Source organism: Serratia proteamaculans (assembly GCF_949794035.1).
Lineage (GTDB): Bacteria > Pseudomonadota > Gammaproteobacteria > Enterobacterales > Enterobacteriaceae > Serratia > Serratia proteamaculans.
Map to the genome: position 1 here is coordinate 2,309,062 of NZ_OX461105.1, position 21,326 is coordinate 2,330,387.

General features: G+C 53.8%; 23 protein-coding genes and 1 other annotated feature. Of the genes, 20 read left to right on the forward strand and 3 right to left on the reverse strand.

The window, feature by feature from the left end; genetic code table 11:
• Positions 1 to 122 precede the first annotated feature (122 nt).
• The gene (gene ghoS, locus QOT07_RS10860; protein ID WP_099065526.1) at positions 123 to 422 is read right to left on the reverse strand and encodes a type V toxin-antitoxin system endoribonuclease antitoxin GhoS; all 300 of its coding nucleotides are present in this window, start codon (positions 420 to 422) and stop codon (positions 123 to 125) included.
• Positions 423 to 531: 109 nt separating this feature from the next.
• Here ghoS and QOT07_RS10865 point away from each other — a divergent pair, with 109 nt between their 5' ends.
• From QOT07_RS10865 to QOT07_RS10890, 6 genes are all read left to right on the forward strand, one after another.
• Complete coding sequence (locus QOT07_RS10865; RefSeq protein ID WP_099065527.1) at positions 532 to 1,197, forward strand: transglycosylase SLT domain-containing protein; 666 nt, start codon at positions 532 to 534, stop codon at positions 1,195 to 1,197.
• 308 nt (positions 1,198 to 1,505) lie between these two features.
• Positions 1,506 to 2,231: a gluconate 2-dehydrogenase subunit 3 family protein gene (locus QOT07_RS10870; protein ID WP_099065528.1), complete on the forward strand. Its 726-nt coding sequence runs from the start codon at positions 1,506 to 1,508 to the stop codon at positions 2,229 to 2,231.
• A 2-nt stretch (positions 2,232 to 2,233) separates the two neighbouring features.
• Positions 2,234 to 4,015, forward strand: a complete 1,782-nt coding sequence (locus QOT07_RS10875) for a GMC family oxidoreductase (protein ID WP_099065529.1) — start codon at positions 2,234 to 2,236, stop codon at positions 4,013 to 4,015.
• 12 nt (positions 4,016 to 4,027) lie between these two features.
• Complete coding sequence (locus QOT07_RS10880; protein WP_283603094.1) at positions 4,028 to 5,347, forward strand: c-type cytochrome; 1,320 nt, start codon at positions 4,028 to 4,030, stop codon at positions 5,345 to 5,347.
• Between the two features lie 261 nt (positions 5,348 to 5,608).
• Positions 5,609 to 6,892: an SLC5/6 family protein gene (locus tag QOT07_RS10885; protein ID WP_283603095.1), complete on the forward strand. Its 1,284-nt coding sequence runs from the start codon at positions 5,609 to 5,611 to the stop codon at positions 6,890 to 6,892.
• 149 nt (positions 6,893 to 7,041) lie between these two features.
• Entirely contained in the window at positions 7,042 to 8,175 is a 1,134-nt protein-coding gene (locus QOT07_RS10890; protein WP_099065532.1) for an ABC transporter substrate-binding protein, read from the forward strand.
• 47 nt (positions 8,176 to 8,222) lie between these two features.
• On the opposite strand, the gene QOT07_RS10895 is transcribed toward QOT07_RS10890, so the two are convergent.
• On the reverse strand, positions 8,223 to 8,912 hold the full coding sequence (locus QOT07_RS10895; RefSeq protein ID WP_099065533.1) for a MarC family NAAT transporter: 690 nt from the start codon (positions 8,910 to 8,912) through the stop codon (positions 8,223 to 8,225).
• Positions 8,913 to 9,028: 116 nt separating this feature from the next.
• The gene (locus QOT07_RS10900; RefSeq protein ID WP_207980152.1) at positions 9,029 to 9,250 is read right to left on the reverse strand and encodes a hypothetical protein; all 222 of its coding nucleotides are present in this window, start codon (positions 9,248 to 9,250) and stop codon (positions 9,029 to 9,031) included.
• Between the two features lie 288 nt (positions 9,251 to 9,538).
• On the opposite strand from QOT07_RS10900, the gene QOT07_RS10905 reads away from it, so the two are divergent.
• The 14 genes from QOT07_RS10905 (at position 9,539) to btuD (ending at position 21,194) form a co-directional block, all read left to right on the forward strand.
• Positions 9,539 to 10,165, forward strand: a complete 627-nt coding sequence (locus QOT07_RS10905) for a hypothetical protein (protein ID WP_219016034.1) — start codon at positions 9,539 to 9,541, stop codon at positions 10,163 to 10,165.
• Positions 10,166 to 10,387: 222 nt separating this feature from the next.
• Positions 10,388 to 12,316 carry a threonine--tRNA ligase gene (gene thrS, locus QOT07_RS10910; RefSeq protein ID WP_112347559.1) on the forward strand — a complete coding sequence of 643 codons (1,929 nt, stop codon included), beginning with the start codon at positions 10,388 to 10,390 and terminating at the stop codon, positions 12,314 to 12,316.
• Positions 12,317 to 12,319: 3 nt separating this feature from the next.
• Positions 12,320 to 12,871: a translation initiation factor IF-3 gene (gene infC / locus QOT07_RS10915; RefSeq protein ID WP_013812633.1), complete on the forward strand. Its 552-nt coding sequence runs from the start codon at positions 12,320 to 12,322 to the stop codon at positions 12,869 to 12,871.
• Positions 12,872 to 12,969: 98 nt separating this feature from the next.
• Positions 12,970 to 13,167: a 50S ribosomal protein L35 gene (rpmI, locus tag QOT07_RS10920; protein WP_085116448.1), complete on the forward strand. Its 198-nt coding sequence runs from the start codon at positions 12,970 to 12,972 to the stop codon at positions 13,165 to 13,167.
• A 43-nt stretch (positions 13,168 to 13,210) separates the two neighbouring features.
• The gene (rplT, locus tag QOT07_RS10925) at positions 13,211 to 13,567 is read left to right on the forward strand and encodes a 50S ribosomal protein L20 (protein WP_004943595.1); all 357 of its coding nucleotides are present in this window, start codon (positions 13,211 to 13,213) and stop codon (positions 13,565 to 13,567) included.
• A 115-nt stretch (positions 13,568 to 13,682) separates the two neighbouring features.
• Positions 13,683 to 13,805: a sequence feature (Phe leader region), on the forward strand.
• Positions 13,687 to 13,731, forward strand: coding sequence for a pheST operon leader peptide PheM (gene pheM, locus QOT07_RS10930; protein WP_106120997.1), 45 nt, complete (start codon positions 13,687 to 13,689; stop codon positions 13,729 to 13,731). (Overlaps the previous feature by 45 nt.)
• Before the next feature lie 122 nt (positions 13,806 to 13,927).
• Entirely contained in the window at positions 13,928 to 14,911 is a 984-nt protein-coding gene (gene pheS, locus QOT07_RS10935; RefSeq protein WP_085116449.1) for a phenylalanine--tRNA ligase subunit alpha, read from the forward strand.
• A gap of 14 nt (positions 14,912 to 14,925) precedes the next feature.
• The gene (pheT, locus tag QOT07_RS10940; RefSeq protein ID WP_207977132.1) at positions 14,926 to 17,313 is read left to right on the forward strand and encodes a phenylalanine--tRNA ligase subunit beta; all 2,388 of its coding nucleotides are present in this window, start codon (positions 14,926 to 14,928) and stop codon (positions 17,311 to 17,313) included.
• A 4-nt stretch (positions 17,314 to 17,317) separates the two neighbouring features.
• Positions 17,318 to 17,614, forward strand: coding sequence for an integration host factor subunit alpha (gene ihfA / locus QOT07_RS10945; RefSeq protein ID WP_004943604.1), 297 nt, complete (start codon positions 17,318 to 17,320; stop codon positions 17,612 to 17,614).
• A gap of 5 nt (positions 17,615 to 17,619) precedes the next feature.
• Positions 17,620 to 17,748 (forward strand): hypothetical protein, encoded by a 129-nt coding sequence (locus QOT07_RS10950; protein ID WP_255409048.1) that lies wholly within the window; start codon positions 17,620 to 17,622, stop codon positions 17,746 to 17,748.
• 450 nt (positions 17,749 to 18,198) lie between these two features.
• A complete protein-coding gene (locus QOT07_RS10955) occupies positions 18,199 to 18,639 on the forward strand; it encodes a DUF2502 domain-containing protein (protein ID WP_207977130.1) in 441 nt (146 codons plus the stop codon).
• Positions 18,640 to 18,814: 175 nt separating this feature from the next.
• Positions 18,815 to 19,822, forward strand: coding sequence for a vitamin B12 ABC transporter permease BtuC (btuC, locus tag QOT07_RS10960; RefSeq protein ID WP_099065537.1), 1,008 nt, complete (start codon positions 18,815 to 18,817; stop codon positions 19,820 to 19,822).
• 41 nt (positions 19,823 to 19,863) lie between these two features.
• Positions 19,864 to 20,415: a glutathione peroxidase gene (locus QOT07_RS10965; RefSeq protein ID WP_283603098.1), complete on the forward strand. Its 552-nt coding sequence runs from the start codon at positions 19,864 to 19,866 to the stop codon at positions 20,413 to 20,415.
• 23 nt (positions 20,416 to 20,438) lie between these two features.
• Complete coding sequence (gene btuD / locus QOT07_RS10970; RefSeq protein WP_099065539.1) at positions 20,439 to 21,194, forward strand: vitamin B12 ABC transporter ATP-binding protein BtuD; 756 nt, start codon at positions 20,439 to 20,441, stop codon at positions 21,192 to 21,194.
• Positions 21,195 to 21,326: the final 132 nt, after the last annotated feature.

Genomic DNA, 21,326 nt, shown 5'->3' on the forward strand with positions numbered 1-21,326 from the left:
TCCTGGCTCAAATGAAAATGATTATCAATATCAATTAGAGCAAAGTCAAGCGTCACCTGCCGGCAGACTGCCGGTTATTTACTCAGTGGGAAAAATAATACCGCCCGGTGAGTTATAGCATTTTATGTATCAGCATGTAACCGCTTAAGGTAGTCGTCGTAGGTGACAATATCGACCTCGGGTGTTTTCCCCAGAGCCACCTCCGCCAGCTTCTGTGCCAGGAGCAGTACATCCTGTTGATCCAATGGGGTTATCAACGCAAAGCTGTTGCTGCCCAGCTCATGCGGAACGCCATTTTCGTCGGTCACCGACGTGACAAATCCCTGAAGGGTTAATTGTCCTGTCAGCTTGGCCAAATCAGCTAATCCTTCTTCCTGATAGCGAAAAGTCACCACAAAACACGTCGTTGCAGATTGACTCATAAATCACCTCTTGGTATACGAGTAGCTTGAGATTAGACCAAAAAAAGCGTACAGGCGTCCTTACAAGTTGTATATGCTACGCAACTCATTGAAAGGAGTGAGGGATTCTGTGAAAACAAAAATAGGTTGCCTGACGGCAATTTTGCTTTTGTCGGGTTGTGCCAAAGACCCACAAACAGCAAACAATATTTCAGGCAGTGGCACATCGCGTGGCGGTTGGTTAAAGACCCCCCCGCAGGCTCCAGTTAACCGTACGGGGACACCGGTAGCCTATAACGATTACATTCGTCAGGCCGCTAACAGCTATGGCGTAGACGAAACGCTGATTAAAGCGATTATTCAGGTGGAGTCCGGGTTTAATCCGAACGCCGTAAGCACTTCGAACGCAGTCGGGTTAATGCAGTTAAAACCTTCAACCGCCGGGCGTGACGCCTATCGTCTGAAAGGAAGAAGCGGGCAGCCAAGCTCGCGTGAGTTGAAGGATCCGGCGGTTAATATTGATCTGGGAACGGCCTATATCAATATTCTTCAAAGCCAGCAGCTAGCCGGGATCAACGATCCACAAACATTACGTTACGCAACTATCGTTTCTTATGTGAATGGGGCAGGCGCCATGCTGCGCACCTTCTCATCAGACAAGCGCGTGGCGGTGAACCGCATCAACCAGATGAGTCCGGATGAGTTCTATCAACACATTCAGAAAAAGCATCCGGCTCCACAGGCACCACGCTATTTATGGAAGGTGACCACTGCCTACCAGGCGATGTCACCTTAGTTCAGATTTGTTAGTCAAACCGGCCGCCAAAACGGCCGGTTTTTTTATGGCTAGACGGTAAAATCGCGACATATCTCCCATTTCTCGTTATTTCCCATCCTGTTACCTGAAAAACCGCACGAATAGTTAATTTTACATTAACCATCAATTATTTACGTTCATTCAATAAGTTACCGGTAACATTGTGGCGCTTGCTCACATTCTGAGCTTCAATAAACATACAAATAAGTAACAATTTATGTTTAAAACCCGCATCGACCGCAAGGTTGAGGTTAAATAGTTGTGATTATCTTTGGATGGAATGTGACATGTCGGACGATAAAACTAACAATTCACGGCGCGATTTCCTGTTGAAATCGATGACTTTAATTCCCGCAGCGGTGATTGGCGGCAGCGGCGTTAGCGCGCTGACGGCCTCAATACCGGCGGTTGCGGCAACGGATACCCCAAAACAAAACGACTACCAGCCTACGTTCTTCACCCCGGAGGAGTGGGCCTTCGTCAAGGCGGCGACGGCACGGCTGATCCCGGCCGACGATCGCGGTCCTGGCGCGCTGGAAGCCGGTGTACCGGAGTTTATCGATCGTCAGATGAATACCCCGTACGCCACCGGTTCGATCTGGTATATGCAGGGGCCGTTTAACCCGGATGTACCGAAAGAAATGGGTTACCAACTGCCGCTGGTACCGAAACAGATCTACAACCTGGGCATCGCGGACGCCGATGCCTACTGCAAGAAAACCGCCGGTAAACCCTTTGCCGAACTGGACGCTGCACAGCAGGACGCGCTGCTGCAGAAATTTGAATCCGGTGAAGCGGAATTCGCGCAGTTGCCTGCCAAACTGTTCTTCTCCTACCTGCTGCAAAACACCCGCGAAGGTTTCTTCAGCGATCCGATCCATGGTGGTAATAAAGACATGGTCGGCTGGAAACTGATTAATTTTCCGGGCGCACGCGCCGACTTTATGGACTGGGTTGAGCGAGGGGAACGTTATCCCTTACCTCCGGTTTCAATTCGTGGGGAGAGGGGGTAACAATGGCAACGGTAATGAAAAAAGTAGACGCGGTGATCGTCGGCTTCGGTTGGGTGGGCGCAATTATGGCCAAAGAGCTGACCGAAGCGGGGCTGAACGTGGTGGCGCTGGAGCGCGGCCCGATGCGCGATACCTATCCGGATGGTTCCTATCCGCAGGTGATCGACGAACTGACCTATAACATCCGCCGCAAGCTGTTCCAGGACCTGTCGAAAAGCACCGTGACCATTCGTCACAATACCAGCCAGGCTGCGGTGCCTTACCGTCAGTTGGCGGCGTTCCTGCCGGGTACCGGCGTGGGTGGCGCAGGCCTGCACTGGTCTGGTGTGCATTTCCGCATCGATCCTATCGAGCTGCGTATGCGTAGCCATTACGAAGAGCGTTATGGCAAAAGCTTTATCCCGAAGGACATGACCATCCAGGACTTCGGTGTCACCTACGACGAGCTGGAGCCGTTCTTCGACAAGGCCGAGAAAGTGTTCGGAACCTCCGGCACCGCCTGGACCGTCAAGGGGCAGAAGATGGCGCCGAAGGGCGGAAACCCCTTCGCTGCTGACCGTTCCGACAACTTCCCGTTGCCGGCGCAGAAGAATACGTTCTCTGCGCAAATGTTCGAGAAAGCGGCGCGGGACGTGGGCTATCACCCGTATAACCTGCCTTCCGCCAACACCTCGGATTCCTATACCAACCCGTATGGCGCGCAGATGGGGCCGTGCAACTTCTGCGGTTTCTGCAGTGGCTACGCCTGCTACATGTATTCCAAAGCCTCGCCGAACGTCAATATTCTGCCGGCATTGCGCATGGAGAAACGCTTCGAACTGCGCACCAACGCCAACGTGTTGAAAGTGAACCTGACCGCCGACAAGTCTCGTGCGACCGGGGTGAACTACATTGACGCGCAGGGCCGTGAAATCGAACAGCCGGCGGAGTTGGTGATCCTGGGGGCGTTCCAGTTCCACAACGTGCATCTGATGCTGCTGTCCGGCATCGGTAAACCTTACGATCCGGTGACCGGCGAAGGTGTGGTAGGTCGTAACTTCGCTTACCAAAATCTGACCACCATCAAGGCGTTCTTCGACAAAGACGTCTTCACCAACCCGTTTATCGGCGCGGGTGGTAACGGGGTCGGGGTCGACGATTTCAACGCCGACAACTTTGACCATGCCAAAGCAGGCTTCGTTGGCGGTTCGCCGTTCTGGGTCAACCAGGCGGGCACCAAACCGATCTCCGGCTTGCCAACCCCTCCGGGCACTCCGGCCTGGGGCAGCAAGTGGAAAGCGGCAGTAGCGGACGCCTACACCCATCATCTGTCGATGGACGCCCACGGCGCGCATCAGTCGTATCGCAGCAACTATCTGGACCTCGATCCCAACTACAAGAACGTGTTCGGCCAGCCGCTGCTGCGCATGACGTTCGACTGGCAGGAAAACGACGTCAAGATGTCGCAATTTATGTACGACAAAATGGCGCCGATCGCCAAGGCCATGAACCCGAAACTGATTGCTGGCAGCCCTAAAAACGCCGACAGCCATTTCGATACCACCAGCTACCAAACCACCCATATGAACGGCGGTGCGGTGATGGGGGAAGATCCCAAGACCAGTGCGGTGAACCGCTATCTGCAAAGCTGGGACGTGCATAACGTGTTCTCGATCGGGGCATCGGCCTTCCCGCAAGGGCTGGGTTACAACCCGACCGGCACCGTGGCCGCGTTGGCTTACTGGTCTGCCCGTGCTATTCGCGAGCAGTATCTGAAAAACCCAGGCCCTTTGGTGCAGGCATAAGGACGGCGACTGATGAAAGCATTTGTTCCCGCACTGGTTCTCAGTGCACTGAGTTTTTCCGTTTGGGCGCAGGACGCCACGGTCAGCAACGAGCTGATCAAACGCGGCGAATATCTGGCGCGCGCCGGCGACTGCGTGGCCTGCCACACTAACGGCAAAAGCGGTAAAGAATTTGCCGGTGGCCTGGCGATGGAAACGCCGATCGGCACCATTTACTCCACCAATATTTCGCCGGACAAGAAAACCGGTATCGGTGATTACAGCTTCGAGGACTTCGACAACGCGGTGCGCAAGGGTGTCGCCAAAAACGGCAGCACCCTGTACCCGGCGATGCCCTATCCGTCGTTCGCGCTGGTGAAAGAGGACGACATGCGTGCCATGTATGCCTATTTCATGCACGGCGTTCCGGCGGTGGAGCAGGCCAATAAGGATTCCGACATTCCCTGGCCGCTGTCGATGCGCTGGCCGCTGAGTCTCTGGCGCGGCATGTTTGCGCCGTCGCCGGCGGATTTTGTGGCTGACGCCAAGGCCGATCCGGTGATCGAACGTGGTCGCTATCTGGTGGAAGGGCTGGGCCACTGCGGTGCCTGCCATACGCCACGCAGCATCACCATGCAGGAAAAAGCGCTGAGCAATAACGACGGTGACAACTACCTGGCCGGCAGCAATGCGCCGATCGACGGTTGGGTCGCCTCCAGCCTGCGCGGTGACAACAAGGACGGGTTGGGCACCTGGAGTGAGGCCGAACTGACCGAGTTCCTGAAAACCGGCCGTAACGATAAGTCGATCGTGTTTGGCGGTATGAGCGACGTGGTTGAGCATAGCCTGCAGTATCTCAGCGATGAGGATCTGACGGCGATCTCGCGTTACCTGAAAACGCTGCCGCCGAAAGACGGCAAGCAACAGCCAGCACCGGTAGAAGACAGCGTAGCCAAGGATCTATGGCGCGGTGACGACAGCAAGCCCGGAGCGGCTCTGTACGTCGATAACTGCGCGGCCTGCCACCGTACCGATGGTGTGGGCTACAAACGCGCCTTCCCGGCGCTGAAGGGCAATCCGGTGGTGCAGACCGAAGATGCGACCTCGTTGATCCACATCGTATTGACCGGTAACACGACGCCGGCGGTGAAAGGGGCGGTATCCAACATCACCATGCCACCGTTCGGCTGGCGTCTGAACGACCAGCAGGTGGCTGAAGTGGTTAACTTCATTCGCTCAAGCTGGGGTAACAGCGCCAAGCCGGTCAGCGCCTCGGACGTGGCCAGCGTGCGAAAAGACCAGAAGGACATGGGTAGCGCTGCGGTGCCGGAACATCCGGACGCGAACAAGTAAGTCATCCTCCCGGGGCCTCGTCAGAGGCCCCAGATTTTTGTGCTGCCAACGCCGATTTTCACCGCAATCATTGTTCGCGAAGTAGCCACTCAGCCAGTGAAAGATAGACCCGGGCAGCGTTTTTAATTATCCTTTGCCGTCCTTTTACCAGGCATAAGAATGAAAATCTGAGTTAATCCACTGATTATTATTAAAAATTCGCGGAGAAGGATATCCCGTTAGGCGCAATCGTTGTCGCTGCAGATTAAGGTAAGCTTTCCTATGAGTACGATTTCTCCCGATTCAGGCACGCTGGTTTCCGCCCAGCCGGGCAAATGGAACAAGACTGACACCGTCTGGATGTTCGGTCTCTACGCCACTGCGGTGGGGGCAGGTACGTTGTTTCTGCCGATCAACGCCGGCTTAAACGGCCCACTGGTGCTGCTGTTGATGGCACTGTTTGCCTTCCCACTGACTTATTTACCGCACCGTGCCCTGAGCCGCTTTGTGCTTTCCGGCTCCAGCCGCGACGGCAATATTCATGATGTGGTGGTCGAGCACTTTGGCGTGCTGGCCGGCAAAATTATCATGGTGCTGTACCTGATGGCGTTCTTCCCGATCGTGCTGGTGTACAGCATTTCGATCACCAACGCGCTGGACAGCTTCCTGACTCATCAGTTTCACCTGACGCCGCAGCCGCGCATCTGGCTGAGCCTGGCGGTGGTGGTGGTGCTGAATCTGGTCCTGCTGCGCGGTAAAGATGCCATCGTTTCGGCGATGGGCATGCTGGTGTTCCCGCTGTTGGTATTTTTGATGGGCATCTCGCTGTACCTGATGCCGACCTGGCAAACCGCCAACTTCGTCAGTGGCCTCGCCAACACTCAGTTCAGCAGCCTGGACCTGTGGCATTCGTTGTGGCTGGCCGTGCCGGTGATGGTGTTTTCGTTTAGCCATGCACCGATCATTTCGTCCTTCGCCTCGACCCAAAAAAGCCTGTATGGCGAGCTGGCTGAACGCCGCTGCGCGCGTATCATGCGCTACAGCTATGTGTTGATCTGCGTTACCGTGTTGTTCTTTGTCTTCAGCTGCGTGCTGAGCCTGTCCCACGAAGAGATGCAGCAGGCGAAAGATCAAAACATTACCGTGCTGACTACGCTGGCGAACAAATTTTCCAACCCGCTGATCGCCTATTTGGGGCCGATGATGGCGATGCTGGCAATGGCCAAGTCCTACCTGGGCACCTCCCTCGGGGTGACCGAAGGGGCGACCAGCCTGATTGACGGCCTGACGCGAGCCGTTGGCAAACCGTTAAGCTCGCGTATTACGCACCGTATTTCCGCCGTGTTGTTGTTCCTGCTGACCTGGGCGGCAACGGTCTGGAACCCAAGTGCACTGCATATTATTGAAACCATCAGCGGCCCGCTGATCGCGGCGATCCTGTTTATTTTGCCGATGTATGCGGTACGTGCCGTGCCTGCCATGCGTCGCTACCGTGCGCTGAGCAACGTCTTTGTGCTGGTGATGGGCCTGATTGCGTTGTCGGCGCTGATTTACGGCCTGATTTAACCTGTGCGGCACGCCGAAATTGGCGTGCCGCCTTGCTGCTGTTCACATCTCTTTTCAATTAAGCGAAAACTCGCCCGGCGTTCTCTTTGATAATGGGAGCAATTCTCATTATTATTTCCGGATTAATTTCCAACGCTAAGGAGTTTTACGTGCACCGTCGAATAACCCTGCTGGCTTTGGCCTGCGCCTGTGGTTTGTCTACCCAGGCGATGGCAACCACTTATCCACTGACCCTGACCGATACCGCCGGACAGACGGTGACGATTAAACAAGAGCCGAAACGCATCGTGGTGCAGGACGGGCGCGATATTCTGACGCTGGCCTTGCTGGACCGTGCCGATCCCTTTACCCGGCTGGTGGCGTGGAACAACCTGCTGAAGAAAAGCGATGGCGAAACCTGGAAAATCTTGCAGAGCAAATGGCCTGAAGCGAACAACATTATCGATATGGGGTTCAGTGACAAGGGCGAGATCAACCTCGAAAGCGTGATCGCCAAACATCCCGACCTGATGGTGGCGCAACTGCGCTCCAAACCCTCACTGAGCCAAACTGGCGTACTCGACAAGTTACAAGCGTTGAATATTCCGGTGCTGTTTATCGACACCATGCTCAAGCCGGTGGAAAACACCCCGAAAAGCATTAGCTTGCTGGGGGAAACCCTGAACCGTGAGAGTGAAGCGAAACAGTACACCGATTTTTATCAGCAGCACTATCAGAGCATCCTCGATAAAACCAAAACGGTAGAGCCAAAGCCCCTGGTGTTTATTGAAGCCAAAGCCGGCCTGAATGGGCTTGAGTCTTGCTGCTTCACCCATGCACACGTGGGTTGGGGTGGGATGATTGAGGCGATAGGGGCACGCAATGTCGGTTCTGCACTGTTGCCGGGCGCGACCGGTGACGTCTCGCTGGAAAAAGTGATCAGCATGAAGCCGGACGCCTATATTGTTTCCGGTTCTCAATGGGCCAGCAAAACCAACGCTGCGGTGCCCTTTGGCTATGGTGTGACGCAACAGCAGGTGGATGACGCGTTCAATCGCATGAAGCAGCGCCCGGGCTTTGCTCAGGTCTCGGCGGTGAAAGATGGCCGCTTCTACGGCATTTACCACAATTTCTACAACCACCCGTACAATATTGTCGGGCTGGAGTATTTGGCGAAATTTATCTATCCAAATCAGTTCAAGGATTTGGACCCGGCGAAAACCTACAGTGAGATCCTCAGTCGTTTTACCGAAGTACCGGAAGGTAAGGGGATTTTGGGCGCGCAGGCCCCGGCAGGTAAATAAATAGTGAAGTGGGCGCGATTCATTCATTATCGCGCCCGTTTAATCGGTCAGGCAACGGCTGGCGTATAGGTCGAGATGATCTCCAGGATGCCGTTGATAATAAACTGTACGCCCATACACACCAGCAGGAAGCCCATCAGGCGTGAGATGGCCTCAATGCCGCTTTGACCCACCAAACGCATGATTGCACCGGAGCTGCGCAGGCAGGCCCACAAAATCAGGGCGACCGTGAGGAAGATGGCGACCGGTGCGACCAGCAGCACCCAGTGTGCAAATCCCAGCGTATTTTCTTTAACGCTCGAGGCCGAGCTGATGATCATCGCAATGGTACCGGGGCCGGCGGTGCTGGGCATCGCCAGTGGCACAAAGGCGATATTGGCCGAGGTTTTCTTACGCAACTCATTGCTTTTGCTTTCAACCTCGGGAGCCTCATCCGCACTTTGCTGCGGGAACAGCATACGAAAGCCGATAAACGCCACAATCAACCCACCGGCGATCCGTAAACCGGGAATCGAGATACCGAAGGTGTTCATCACCAACTGGCCGGCATAGAACGCCACCGTCATGATGAAGAACACGTAAACCGATGCCATCAACGATTGCTGGTTGCGTTCTTCGCGGGTCATATTGCCCGACAGCCCGAGCAACAGCGCGACGGTGGTCAGCGGGTTGGCCAGTGGCAGCAGCAGTACCAAGCCCAGACCGATGGCCTGGATCAACTGCAGAATACTTGTCATAACGCAAACTCCCTGTTTTCAGTCAAAAGCGCGGCGCAGCTTATTGCCTGGCTTGCCCTGCAAGTCGCGGCAGCAATATGAGACTAAAGGTTAAAATAAAATGGTTTTGTGCAACATCAACCCGGAATGCCTGGGGGGGTAAGGTCAGGAACGGCGTCAACGTCGGCATCATCGTCGCTCACGCAATCGTTGGTAATCTCCGGCGTATCCTCACATTCCATAGGCGGCTCATTCACCGCGATAGCTCGGGGGTGACGATCCTCCCCCAGGTGGAGCAAGGCAAAAATAACCGTCAGCACCACGCAGGCACCCACCAGTAACTTCAATAACCGATTCATGATACGGGGTACTGTCTCAACTCTGCCGTTAATGGCATCAGAATAGCGGGAGTGGGGGATGTTCGCCATAGCTGATTTTTGAGTGAAAAATGCATCGGAAGCTCGTTGAACCAACGTCAGCAATCTTTTTTCCTGCGCTTACCTTGGTAGTTTTGCCTGAGATTTTTGTTTTTTATGGCGCTTTGGCGCTGTGCCAGCCCCGAGAAGGGCCTATTTCGCATTAATTGCCACGATCCCCATAGACAGAGGCCTACCATAGGCGCGCTTTAAATAATAACGAGTATGACTATGAAACATGATCTGCAAATTATACTGGGGAAAGTAAGTCGTTTTCTGCTTTATAGCCTGTTACTGGCCGGCCTGATGGGGCTGATCTTTATCGATGTGCATTGGCTGCATAACTTTGTCTACGAAACCTCTTTAACTGAAATAGCCCAGGAGCTGATGCTTGCCACTATCTCATCCTGCTTTTTCATTGCGGCATGTCGGCAACCCACTTACCGACCGGCGTGGATGTTGGTCAGCGGGTTTTTCCTGTGCATGCTGATTCGTGAGATGGATTTTGCTTTCGATATGCTCTGGCATGGCGCCTGGATGTGGTTTGCCCTGGCGGTTACGCTGATTTGTCTGGGGTATGCGTCACGTCATGTCGCTGCCACCATACAGGGCCTGGTGCATTTTGTGACGCACCCGAGCTACGGCATGATGTGTGCTGGTCTGCTGTGCATTTTGGTGTTCTCGCGCCTGTTTGGCATGAATTTACTGTGGCAGACATTGATGCTCGATGGTTACAACCGGGTGGTGAAGAATATGGTTGAAGAGGGGTGTGAACTCCTGGGGTATACCTTCTGCCTGATTGCCACCCTGAGTTACCTGAAAGGCACTTTATCGTCATGCAAGGTAGATATTCGATAAGCGGGTTTGAATTGCAGTTTATTTATCCGAAACATTTTTAGTGATAGTATCCACTTAGCCAAATATGGCTGTGAAGGTATGCTTTTCATTCTGTGTACCAGGTTAGGTATCAATCTGGCAATTGTGGGCGAGATCTGAAACCTAACTGACTAAATCCCAATCCAATTTTCGTACTGCATGTGATCTGTCGTGTGGGTCACCACTGTAGATAAGGAATTATTAATGCCTGTTATTACTCTTCCTGATGGAAGTCAGCGTCATTTCGAAAACCCTGTTTCCCCCCTCGATGTTGCCCTTGATATCGGCCCTGGTCTGGCGAAAGCCTGTATTGCCGGCCGTGTGAACGGCGAATTGGTTGATGCCGGCGATCTGATCGAATCAGATGCGCAATTGGCGATCATCACCATCAAGGACGCCGAAGGCCTGGAAATCATGCGCCACTCTTGTGCGCACCTGTTGGGCCATGCGATCAAACAACTGTGGCCAGACACCAAAATGGCCATCGGCCCAGTGATCGACAACGGTTTCTACTATGACGTTGATATTGACCGTACCCTGACGCAGGAAGACTTGGATCTGCTGGAAAAGCGGATGCACGAGTTGGCCGACAAAGATTACGATGTCATCAAGAAAAAGGTGAGCTGGCAAGAAGCTCGCGATACCTTTGCTGCGCGTGGTGAAAACTACAAAGTGGCGATTCTGGATGAAAACATCAGCCATGACGACCGTCCTGGCCTGTATCACCATGAAGAATATGTCGACATGTGCCGCGGTCCGCACGTACCGAACATGCGTTTCTGTCATCACTTCAAACTGCAGAAAACGTCGGGCGCTTACTGGCGTGGCGACAGCAAGAACAAAATGCTGCAGCGTATCTACGGTACTGCCTGGGCAGACAAGAAACAGCTGAATGCCTACCTGCAGCGTCTGGAAGAGGCCGCCAAGCGCGACCACCGCAAGATCGGCAAGCAGCTCGACCTGTACCATATGCAGGAAGAAGCGCCGGGCATGGTGTTCTGGCACAACGACGGCTGGACTATTTTCCGCGAGCTGGAAGCCTTTGTGCGCATGAAGCTCAAAGAGTACCAGTATCAGGAAGTGAAAGGGCCATTTATGATGGACCGTGTGCTGTGGGAAAAAACCGGCCACTGGGAAAACTATAAAGACGCCATGTTCACTACCTCGTCGGAAAACCGCGAGTATTGCATCAAGCCAATGAACTGCCCGGGTCACGTGCAGATCTTCAACCAGGGCCTGAAGTCTTATCGCGATTTACCGCTGCGTATGGGGGAGTTCGGCAGTTGCCACCGTAACGAGCCTTCGGGTTCTCTGCATGGCCTGATGCGCGTGCGTGGTTTCACTCAGGATGACGCCCATATCTTCTGTACTGAAGAGCAGGTGCGTGCTGAAGTGAACGAATGCATCAGAATGGTCTATGATGTGTACGGCACCTTTGGCTTCGACAAGATTGCGGTGAAACTGTCCACCCGTCCTGAGAAGCGCATTGGTACTGACGATATGTGGACCCGTGCGGAAGAGGATCTGGCTGCGGCGCTGACTGAAAACGGGATTCCGTTTGAATATCAGCCGGGTGAGGGTGCCTTCTACGGACCAAAAATTGAATTTACTCTGCATGATTGTTTGGATCGTGCATGGCAATGTGGTACCGTGCAGCTCGATTTCTTCTTACCGGGCCGTTTAGGCGCATCGTATGTTGGCGAAAACAACGATCGCGTGGTCCCTGTAATGATTCACCGTGCTATTTTGGGCTCCATGGAGCGTTTCATCGGTATCCTTACCGAAGAATACGCAGGGTTCTACCCAACCTGGATTGCTCCGGTACAGGTGGTGGTGATGAATATCACCGACAGCCAGTCTGATTATGTCCAACAATTGACCAAAAAATTGCAGGACGCAGGTATTCGCGTTAAAGCGGACTTGAGAAATGAGAAGATTGGCTTTAAAATTCGCGAACATACTTTACGACGGGTTCCATACATGTTGGTGTGCGGTGATAAAGAGGTCGAATCAGGCAAAGTTGCCGTTCGTACCCGCCGTGGCAAAGACCTGGGAAGCCTGGACGTAAACGAAGTCGTAGACAAGCTGCTAAAAGAGATTCGCAGCCGTAGTCTTCATCAACTGGAGGAATAAAGTATTAAAGGCGGAAAACGAGTTCAACCGGCGCGTCCTAATCGCATTAACAGAGAAATTCGCGCGCAAGAAGTTCGCCTAACCGGCGTCGATGGCGAGCAGATTGGTATTGTCAGTCTGAATGAAGCTCTTGAAAAAGCTGAGGAAGCGGGTGTTGATTTAGTAGAAATCAGCCCAAATGCCGAACCGCCAGTTTGTCGAATCATGGATTACGGCAAATTCCTCTACGAGAAGAGCAAGTCGACAAAAGAACAGAAGAAGAAGCAAAAAGTTATTCAGGTCAAGGAAATCAAATTCCGTCCTGGTACCGATGATGGCGACTATCAGGTCAAACTACGCAACCTGATTCGCTTTCTGGAAGATGGCGATAAAGCCAAAATCACCCTGCGTTTCCGTGGGCGTGAGATGGCGCACCAACAGATCGGTATGGAAGTGCTTAACCGCGTCCGTAAAGACCTGTGTGAAGATTCTGATCTGGCCATTGTCGAATCCTTCCCTACGAGGATCGAAGGCCGTCAGATGATCATGGTGCTCGCACCGAAGAAGAGGCAGTAAGGCTTCCAAGTAATAGAACCCACGCAGCGCTTGCGTTGTGTGGGCTTTATTCGCCTCACTGATTCGTTGTTTAACAATGCGAAGTGGATTTAATTAAAATGCCAAAGATTAAAACTGTACGTGGTGCAGCCAAGCGCTTCAAAAAAACCGGCAGCGGTGGTTTTAAGCGCAAGCATGCTAACCTGCGTCATATTCTGACCAAAAAAGCAACCAAGCGTAAACGTCACCTGCGTCCGAAAGGCATGGTGTCACAAAACGATCTTGGCCTGGTTATTGCGTGCCTTCCGTACGCATAAGCCATTTTTTTTGAATCTAGAATAAGACTTTAGGAGAGAGCATATGGCTCGCGTAAAACGTGGTGTAATTGCACGCGCACGTCACAAGAAAATTTTAAAACAAGCGAAAGGTTACTACGGTGCCCGTTCGCGCGTTTATCGTGTTGCCTTCCAGGCAGTAATCAAAGCAGGTCAGTATGCTTACCGTGACCGTCGTCAACGTAAGCGTCAGTTCCGTCAGCTGTGGATTGCACGTATCAACGCAGCTGCTCGTGTGAACGGCCTGTCTTACAGCAAATTCATTAACGGCTTGAAAAAAGCTTCTATTGAAATTGACCGTAAGATCCTGGCTGACATCGCAGTCTTCGACAAAGTGGCCTTTGGCGCACTGGTCGAGAAAGCGAAAGCAGCACTGGCGTAAGTCAGTTATTAAAGAGGGAGCTTGCTCCCTCTTTAATCTTTGTTTTCAGCTACGAATATTGACTTTTATTGGCCGCCGCCGTATCACTGGTGGACAATCATCGACAAGGTAACGCAATCATGAACGCTGCTATTTTTCGTTTCTTTTTTTACTTTAGCGCCTGAACTCAGGAGGCTTTGCGCGTAAGAAAAGAAACGAAAAGTAGCGCCTAAGCCTCCCCTGTGGAGGCTTTTTTGTTTTTGGCCATCTCCAGTCATTGCCGGGCTATAACTTAAAATGCTTTGGAGATGCGCTGAAGGCGTGTTCGAATAATAGATAACAATTACTTAGAGCCATATCGGCCAGAGGAAGAGGAAAGCAATGCCACATCTCGCAGAGCTGGTTGCCAATGCCAAGGCAGCCGTAGAAGATGCCCAGGATGTTGCCGCGTTAGATTTGGTACGCGTCGAATATTTAGGCAAGAAAGGCCATTTTACCTTGCAGATGCAATCGCTGCGTGAAGTGCCGGCGGAAGATCGCCCGGCAGCCGGAGCGGTGATCAACCAGGCAAAACAGGCGGTGCAGGATGCGCTGAACGCGCGTAAGAACACGCTGGAGTCTGCCGCGCTGAATGAGCGTCTGGCCGCGGAAACCATCGACGTTTCCCTGCCGGGCCGTCGTATGGAAAACGGTGGGCTGCATCCGGTGACCCGCACCATCGACCGTATCGAAGCCTTCTTCGGCGAACTGGGTTTCTCCGTAGAGACCGGGCCTGAGATTGAAGACGACTATCATAACTTCGATGCGCTGAATATTCCGGGCCACCACCCGGCGCGCGCCGATCACGATACCTTCTGGTTCGACGCCACGCGTTTGCTGCGCACCCAGACTTCTGGCGTGCAGATCCGCACCATGAAGAACCAGCAGCCGCCAATCCGTATTATTGCGCCTGGCCGCGTTTACCGTAACGACTACGATCAGACGCACACCCCAATGTTCCATCAGATGGAAGGCCTGATTGTCGACAAAGACATCAGCTTCACCAACCTGAAGGGCACGCTGCATGATTTCCTGAATAACTTCTTTGAAGAAGATTTGCAGGTTCGTTTCCGTCCTTCTTACTTCCCGTTTACCGAACCTTCCGCTGAAGTGGATGTGATGGGCAAAAACGGCAAGTGGCTGGAAGTGCTGGGCTGCGGCATGGTTCACCCGAACGTGCTGCGCAATGTGGGTATCGATCCGGAAATTTACTCCGGCTTCGCTTTCGGTATGGGTATGGAGCGTCTGACGATGCTGCGTTACGGCGTCACCGACCTGCGTGCATTCTTCGAAAACGATCTGCGTTTCCTCAAACAGTTTAAGTAAGGCGGGAATATCACATGAAATTCAGTGAACTCTGGTTGCGCGAGTGGGTAAACCCGGCCATCAGCAGCGAAGCATTATCCGATCAAATCACCATGGCCGGCCTGGAAGTGGACGGGGTGGAACCGGTAGCGGGTGCCTTTAACGGCGTAGTTGTGGGCCATGTGGTTGAGTGCGGCCAGCACCCGAATGCCGACAAACTGCGTGTGACCAAGATCAACGTGGGCGGCGATCGCCTGCTGGATATCGTCTGTGGTGCACCAAACTGCCGCACCGGTCTGAAGGTCGCGGTTGCTACCGTCGGCGCAGTGCTGCCAGGCGATTTCAAAATCAAAGCGGCGAAACTGCGCGGTGAGCCTTCAGAAGGGATGCTTTGCTCGTTCTCCGAGCTGGGTATTTCTGATGATCACGACGGTATCATTGAGCTGCCGGAAGACGCGCCGATTGGCACCGATATCCGTGAATATCTGAAGCTGGATGACAACGCGATCGAAATCAGCGTAACGCCGAACCGTGCCGACTGCCTGGGCATTATCGGCGTGGCGCGCGATGTTGGGGTATTGAATCAGGTTGCCCTGACCGAGCCGGACATGAGCCCGGTGGCGGCCACCATTAATGATACGCTGCCGATCCGCGTCGACGCGCCTCAGGCGTGCCCACGTTACCTTGGTCGCGTAGTGAAAGGCATCGACGTCAAGGCGGCCAGCCCGCTGTGGATGCGTGAGAAGCTGCGTCGCTGCGGCATCCGTTCCATTGATGCAGTAGTGGATGTTACCAACTACGTGCTGTTGGAACTGGGCCAGCCGATGCATGCTTTCGACCTGAACCGCATCGAAGGCGGTATCGTGGTGCGTATGGCGAGCGAAGGTGAAACCCTGACGCTGCTGGACGGCAACGAAGCCAAATTGAATGCTGATACCTTAGTGATTGCCGATCACCAGAAAGCTTTGGCGATGGGCGGTATCTTCGGTGGCGAACACTCCGGTGTGAATGAATCCACCCAGGACGTGCTGTTGGAATGTGCTTTCTTCAGCCCGCTGGCGATTACCGGCCGTGCACGCCGTCAAGGTCTGCATACGGATGCTTCCCACCGTTACGAGCGCGGTGTTGATCCTGCGCTGCAGTATAAAGCCATGGAGCGTGCGACTCGCCTGCTGATTGATATCTGTGGCGGTCAGGCCGGCCCGGTTATTGATGTGACCGCCGAAAGTGAGTTGCCAAAGCGTGCCACTATTACTTTGCGTCGTGAAAAGCTGGATCGCCTGATTGGCCACGTGGTGCCAAGCGAGCAGGTCAGCGACATTCTGCGTCGTCTGGGCTGCCAGGTCACCGAGCAGGGCGATAACTGGCTGGCGGTTGCGCCGAGCTGGCGTTTCGATATGGAAATCGAAGAAGACCTGGTGGAAGAAGTGGCGCGTGTTTACGGCTACAACAACATTCCTGATGTGCCGGTCCGTGCTGATCTGATCATGACCAAGCATCGCGAAGCGGATCTGACGCTGAAGCGTGTGAAAACCATGCTGGTCGATCACGGTTACCAGGAAGCCATCACCTACAGTTTCGTTGATCCTAAGGTACAGGCCTTGCTGCACCCGGGTGAAGAAGTGCTGATCCTGCCAAGTCCAATCTCGGTAGAGATGTCTGCGATGCGTCTGTCGCTGTGGACCGGCTTGTTGTCCGCCGTGGTTTATAACCAGAATCGTCAGCAGACTCGTCTGCGCCTGTTTGAAAGCGGCCTGCGCTTTGTCCCTGATACTGCGGCAAATCTGGGTATCCGTCAGGACGTCATGCTGGCAGGGGTGATTGCGGGCCATACGCATGAAGAACATTGGGATCTGGCGCGTAAGCCAGTCGACTTCTATGATTTAAAAGGGGATCTGGAGTCTGTCCTGGAACTGACCGGTAAATTATCCGAAATTCAGTTCAAGGCAGAGGCTAATCCGGCCTTGCACCCAGGGCAAAGCGCAGCCATTTATTTCCAGGGCCAACGTGTCGGTTTCATCGGTGTGGTTCATCCGGAACTTGAGCGTAAACTGGATCTTAACGGCCGCACAGTGGTGTTCGAACTGGAGTGGGACAAGGTCGCAAGCCGCGCCGTGCCTCAGGCGCGGGAGATTTCTCGCTTCCCGGCAAACCGTCGCGATATCGCTGTTGTGGTGGCTGAAAACGTCCCCGCAGAAGATATTTTGGCAGAGTGTAAGAAAGTTGGCGCAAATCAGGTAGTTGGCGTAAACTTGTTTGATGTGTACCGTGGCAAGGGCGTGGCAGAGGGTTATAAGAGCCTGGCTATCAGTCTGGTATTGCAGGATACCGCTCGTACACTGGAAGAAGAGGAGATAGCCGTTACCGTTGCAAAATGTGTAGAGGCTCTAAAACAGCGATTCCAAGCATCCTTGAGGGATTGAACCTATGGCGCTTACTAAAGCTGAAATGTCAGAACACCTGTTTGAAAAGCTTGGGCTTAGCAAACGGGATGCCAAAGACCTGGTAGAACTGTTTTTCGAAGAGGTTCGTCGTGCTCTTGAAAACGGTGAGCAGGTTAAACTGTCAGGTTTTGGCAATTTTGATTTGCGTGACAAGAACCAACGTCCGGGGCGTAACCCGAAGACCGGCGAGGACATTCCGATTACGGCGCGCCGCGTGGTCACTTTCCGTCCAGGGCAAAAGCTGAAAAGTCGGGTAGAGAACGCAAGCCCGAAAGAGTAAGTTGCATGAAACCAAAAAAGGCCGCTTTTGCGGCCTTTTTCTTTTTAACGTTAGAGGTAAATTTCGGTTTATTCTTAAACGGCGGAAGAATAGATAATTCACTCAATAATATTGATGCCTGTAATGCACATTAAAATAATCTATTTCTTACGGATTATTCTTATGGCTATTGATTTTCTGACGGCGATAAAAATAAAACAGAGGCCGAGGCCCCTGTTGACTAATAATGATTGTAGTAGTGGCCCTGTCCGCCACCGCCACGGTGACCACCACCGTGAGGCCCGAAGCAGCAGGCGCTGAGCGCCACGGACAGTAGGGTGACGGTCAAAAAAAGTCCAATGCGTTTAATCATAATAGTATCTCTCTGATGGGTTGCAGATTAATTATAAAGACCAACAAGGCTTGCGGTATGTCAGCGATTCGTTAACGGTTGTTAGCGGCTATTTTATTCAAGCAATAAAAATAGAATGTATGGAATGTGTAAGAGAGATGAAAACGATCTGAAAATAGGCATTAGTGAGATAGGCGCAAAATAAACACACTGATATAACCCCCTCAGCGAGAAAATAAAGTAGGAGCGAAAAATGAAAAAGATCCTGTTGCTGGTGTGTTTACCGCTGCTGCTGCCAGTAGCGGCGCAGGCGGATGTCTCGATTGATATCAACGTGCCGGGTGTTGCGGTGCATCTGGGGGATCAGGACCGGCGGGGTTATTATTGGGATGGCTATGACTGGCGTCCGCCGCAGTGGTGGCATGAGCACCAGGGGCGCGGCAAGGGTGAACGCAATAATCGTGGCATGTACTGGGATGGTGGTCGTTGGCAATCTTCCCCACCGCGGGGTAACGAACACGGTGGCCCGGATCGCGGCGGCAATCCGTTCCACGGTGAGCGCGATAATCGTAACGACGGCAACCATCATGACAACGGCGGCCGCGACAATGGCCGTGACCATGATAAGGGACGCGGCAATGACAATGGTCAGGGTAAACCCTATCCGCAAAAGGGTAACGACCAGCGTCGATAATTGATTCAACGGCGGCTGGTTTTGCCATCACTTACGGGTGACTGGCAAGATCAGCTGCTGTTTTCCCGCGATTCTCCTGATGCAATGCTTTCCCTTCGGGCGTTAACCCCCTAATATTCGACCCAGACGTCAATATTCGGCCGCTGATCACGGCCCGCAGGGGATCTCCACGCCTATGCCAGCCAGCCAAACCTTTACCTTATTGCTGCACAAACAACGTCATCGCGATAAACGGCATCTGCTGTTGTTAACGCTGGGCGTTGCCGTGGCATTTGTTTTCAGCCTCAGCGCGGGCGACATTTGGCTTTGGCCATCACAGTGGTCGAGTGAAGCGGCGCAGCTGTTTGTCTGGCAATTACGCCTGCCACGTGCGCTGGCGGTAATGTTGGTGGGGGCCAGCCTGGCGGTGGCCGGGGCAGTGATGCAGGCATTGTTTGAAAATCCGTTGGCCGAACCGGGCTTGCTGGGTGTGGCAAACGGGGCCGGGGTGGCGTTGGTGCTAACGGTACTGCTGGGCAACGGCCTGCTGCCGGTGGCGCTGATGAGCCTGAGCGCCATTGCGGGCGCATTGCTCATGACCTTCCTGCTGCTGAGTTTTGCCCGCCGTAAGCGCCTGACCAATGCACGTCTACTGTTGGTAGGGGTTGCCTTGGGCATCGTGTGCAGCGCGGTAATGACCTGGGCGGTGTACTTCAGTTCCAGCCTGGATCTGCGCCAACTGATGTACTGGATGATGGGCGGTTTTGGCGGGGTTGACTGGCGGCAAAAATGGCTGGTACTGGCGCTGTTACCGGTATTGCTGTGGCTGTGTTGTCAGGGCAAGGCGCTAAACTTTATGGCATTGGGCGAGGTACAGGCGCGTCAGCTTGGGCTTTCACTGCATCTGTGGCGTAATCTCCTGGTGCTGGCGATCGGCTGGCTGGTGGGGGTGAGTGTGGCCCTGGCGGGGGTGATCGGCTTTGTCGGGCTGGTGATTCCGCATATGCTGCGCCTCAGTGGCCTGACGAATCAGCGTTATTTATTGCCCGGCTGTGCACTGGCCGGCGCCGGTGTGTTGCTGGCGGCCGATGTGGTGGCGCGTATTACACTATTGTCGGCTGAGTTACCCATTGGGGTGGTCACCGCCACGCTGGGGGCACCGCTATTTATCTGGTTACTGACCCGGGTAAAAAGCGTAAGGTAGTTTCTCTGTTCACCTGCAAGTAAAACAAGAGGATAAGCTCCATGACTCAAGCGATTTATGACATTCCGCTGGACACTATCGAGAACCAAGCCACCACGCTGGGCAAATATAAAGGCAGCGTGTTGCTGGTGGTGAATGTGGCTTCGGAGTGCGGTCTGACCAAGCAATATGAAGGGCTGGAAGCCTTATACGAAACCTACCGTGGCCAAGGGTTTGAAGTGCTGGGCTTTCCGTCCAACGAATTCCTCGGGCAGGAGCCGGGCAGCAACGAGGAGATCCTGGCGTTTTGCCGCGGTACCTTTGGCGTTGAATTCCCGATGTTTGCCAAGCTTGAAGTGAACAGCGAGAACCGCCATCCGTTATATCAGGCGTTGATTGCCGCCGAGCCGCAAGCCGTGGCCCCGCAGGGCAGTGAGTTCCTGACGCGCATGAGCAGCAAGGGCCGGGCACCGAAGCAAACCGGCGACATTCTGTGGAACTTTGAAAAATTCCTGATCGGCCGTGATGGCAAGGTGATCCAACGTTTCTCTCCGGACACCACGCCGGAAGATCCTGCACTGGTGGCCGCCGTCAAACAGGCGTTGGCCGAATAATAAACAAGGAGCGGTGATCCATAATGCTGCAACTCAGTCAGGTTGGGGTAGAAGGGCGTCTGGCCCCATTTTCAGCACAGGTCGATGCTGGGTTGCAGTTTCACCTTATTGGTCCGAACGGTGCCGGTAAAAGTACACTGTTGGCGCGGCTGGCGGGCATATTGCCCGGTACGGGAGAGATCCTGCTGGCCGGGCAGCCGTTGGGGGGTTACCAGGGCAATGAACTGGCGCTGCGCCGTGCCTATCTCTGCCAGCAACAGCCGCCGGTGGCGCTGATGCCGGTTTTCCAGTATCTGGAGCTGCACCGGCCTGCAGGGGCCACTGAGCAGGCGCTGGAGAGCACCATTGTGTATTTGTGCCAGCGCTTGAAACTGACGGACAAGCTGTCGCGTATGCTGACGCAGTTGTCCGGCGGTGAATGGCAACGGGTACGGCTGGCGGCGGTATTGCTGCAGGTTTGGCCGACGGTCAACCCCCATAGCCAACTGTTGCTGCTGGATGAACCGACCAATAGCCTGGATGTGGCGCAGAAGGTGGCGCTGGATCGGCTGTTGCGAGAGTTTTGTCAGAGTGGACGTAGCGCATTGGTTTGCGCGCACGACCTAAACCATACCTTACAGCAGGCCGATAGGGTTTGGTTACTGCATGCCGGGCGGCTGGTTGCGCAGGGAACCACCAGGGAAGTGATGGAGCCGGTACTGCTTTCACAGATTTATGACGTGGATTTTCACCTGCAGGCGGTGGGCGACCAGCGCTGGATTATGACCAAAACGGCATGATGGGTTAGTGCATTGAAAATGCACTATAAACGAAAATTAAACGGACCTGATATAAATAGCCGGGTAAGTACCGGCTTTATTTCCTACCTTTCCTCAAAATCCTCCTATCAATCTTGAAAACCGTCGCTGACG

What these genes read in the sequence shown, in the direction of transcription:
- thrS (WP_112347559.1), top strand. Translation starts at nt 10,388, where the DNA reads ATGCCTGTTATTACTCTTCCTGATGGAAGTCAGCGTCATTTCGAAAAC.
- QOT07_RS10965 (WP_283603098.1), top strand. Translation starts at nt 19,864, where the DNA reads ATGACTCAAGCGATTTATGACATTCCGCTGGACACTATCGAGAACCAA.
- btuC (WP_099065537.1), top strand. Translation starts at nt 18,815, where the DNA reads ATGCCAGCCAGCCAAACCTTTACCTTATTGCTGCACAAACAACGTCAT.
- QOT07_RS10950 (WP_255409048.1), top strand. Translation starts at nt 17,620, where the DNA reads ATGAAACCAAAAAAGGCCGCTTTTGCGGCCTTTTTCTTTTTAACGTTA.
- rpmI (WP_085116448.1), top strand. Translation starts at nt 12,970, where the DNA reads ATGCCAAAGATTAAAACTGTACGTGGTGCAGCCAAGCGCTTCAAAAAA.
- QOT07_RS10900 (WP_207980152.1), bottom strand. Translation starts at nt 9,250, where the DNA reads ATGAATCGGTTATTGAAGTTACTGGTGGGTGCCTGCGTGGTGCTGACG.
- QOT07_RS10880 (WP_283603094.1), top strand. Translation starts at nt 4,028, where the DNA reads ATGAAAGCATTTGTTCCCGCACTGGTTCTCAGTGCACTGAGTTTTTCC.
- rplT (WP_004943595.1), top strand. Translation starts at nt 13,211, where the DNA reads ATGGCTCGCGTAAAACGTGGTGTAATTGCACGCGCACGTCACAAGAAA.
- QOT07_RS10905 (WP_219016034.1), top strand. Translation starts at nt 9,539, where the DNA reads ATGAAACATGATCTGCAAATTATACTGGGGAAAGTAAGTCGTTTTCTG.
- ghoS (WP_099065526.1), bottom strand. Translation starts at nt 422, where the DNA reads ATGAGTCAATCTGCAACGACGTGTTTTGTGGTGACTTTTCGCTATCAG.
- btuD (WP_099065539.1), top strand. Translation starts at nt 20,439, where the DNA reads ATGCTGCAACTCAGTCAGGTTGGGGTAGAAGGGCGTCTGGCCCCATTT.
- pheS (WP_085116449.1), top strand. Translation starts at nt 13,928, where the DNA reads ATGCCACATCTCGCAGAGCTGGTTGCCAATGCCAAGGCAGCCGTAGAA.
- QOT07_RS10895 (WP_099065533.1), bottom strand. Translation starts at nt 8,912, where the DNA reads ATGACAAGTATTCTGCAGTTGATCCAGGCCATCGGTCTGGGCTTGGTA.
- ihfA (WP_004943604.1), top strand. Translation starts at nt 17,318, where the DNA reads ATGGCGCTTACTAAAGCTGAAATGTCAGAACACCTGTTTGAAAAGCTT.
- pheT (WP_207977132.1), top strand. Translation starts at nt 14,926, where the DNA reads ATGAAATTCAGTGAACTCTGGTTGCGCGAGTGGGTAAACCCGGCCATC.
- QOT07_RS10875 (WP_099065529.1), top strand. Translation starts at nt 2,234, where the DNA reads ATGGCAACGGTAATGAAAAAAGTAGACGCGGTGATCGTCGGCTTCGGT.
- QOT07_RS10885 (WP_283603095.1), top strand. Translation starts at nt 5,609, where the DNA reads ATGAGTACGATTTCTCCCGATTCAGGCACGCTGGTTTCCGCCCAGCCG.
- QOT07_RS10870 (WP_099065528.1), top strand. Translation starts at nt 1,506, where the DNA reads ATGTCGGACGATAAAACTAACAATTCACGGCGCGATTTCCTGTTGAAA.
- QOT07_RS10955 (WP_207977130.1), top strand. Translation starts at nt 18,199, where the DNA reads ATGAAAAAGATCCTGTTGCTGGTGTGTTTACCGCTGCTGCTGCCAGTA.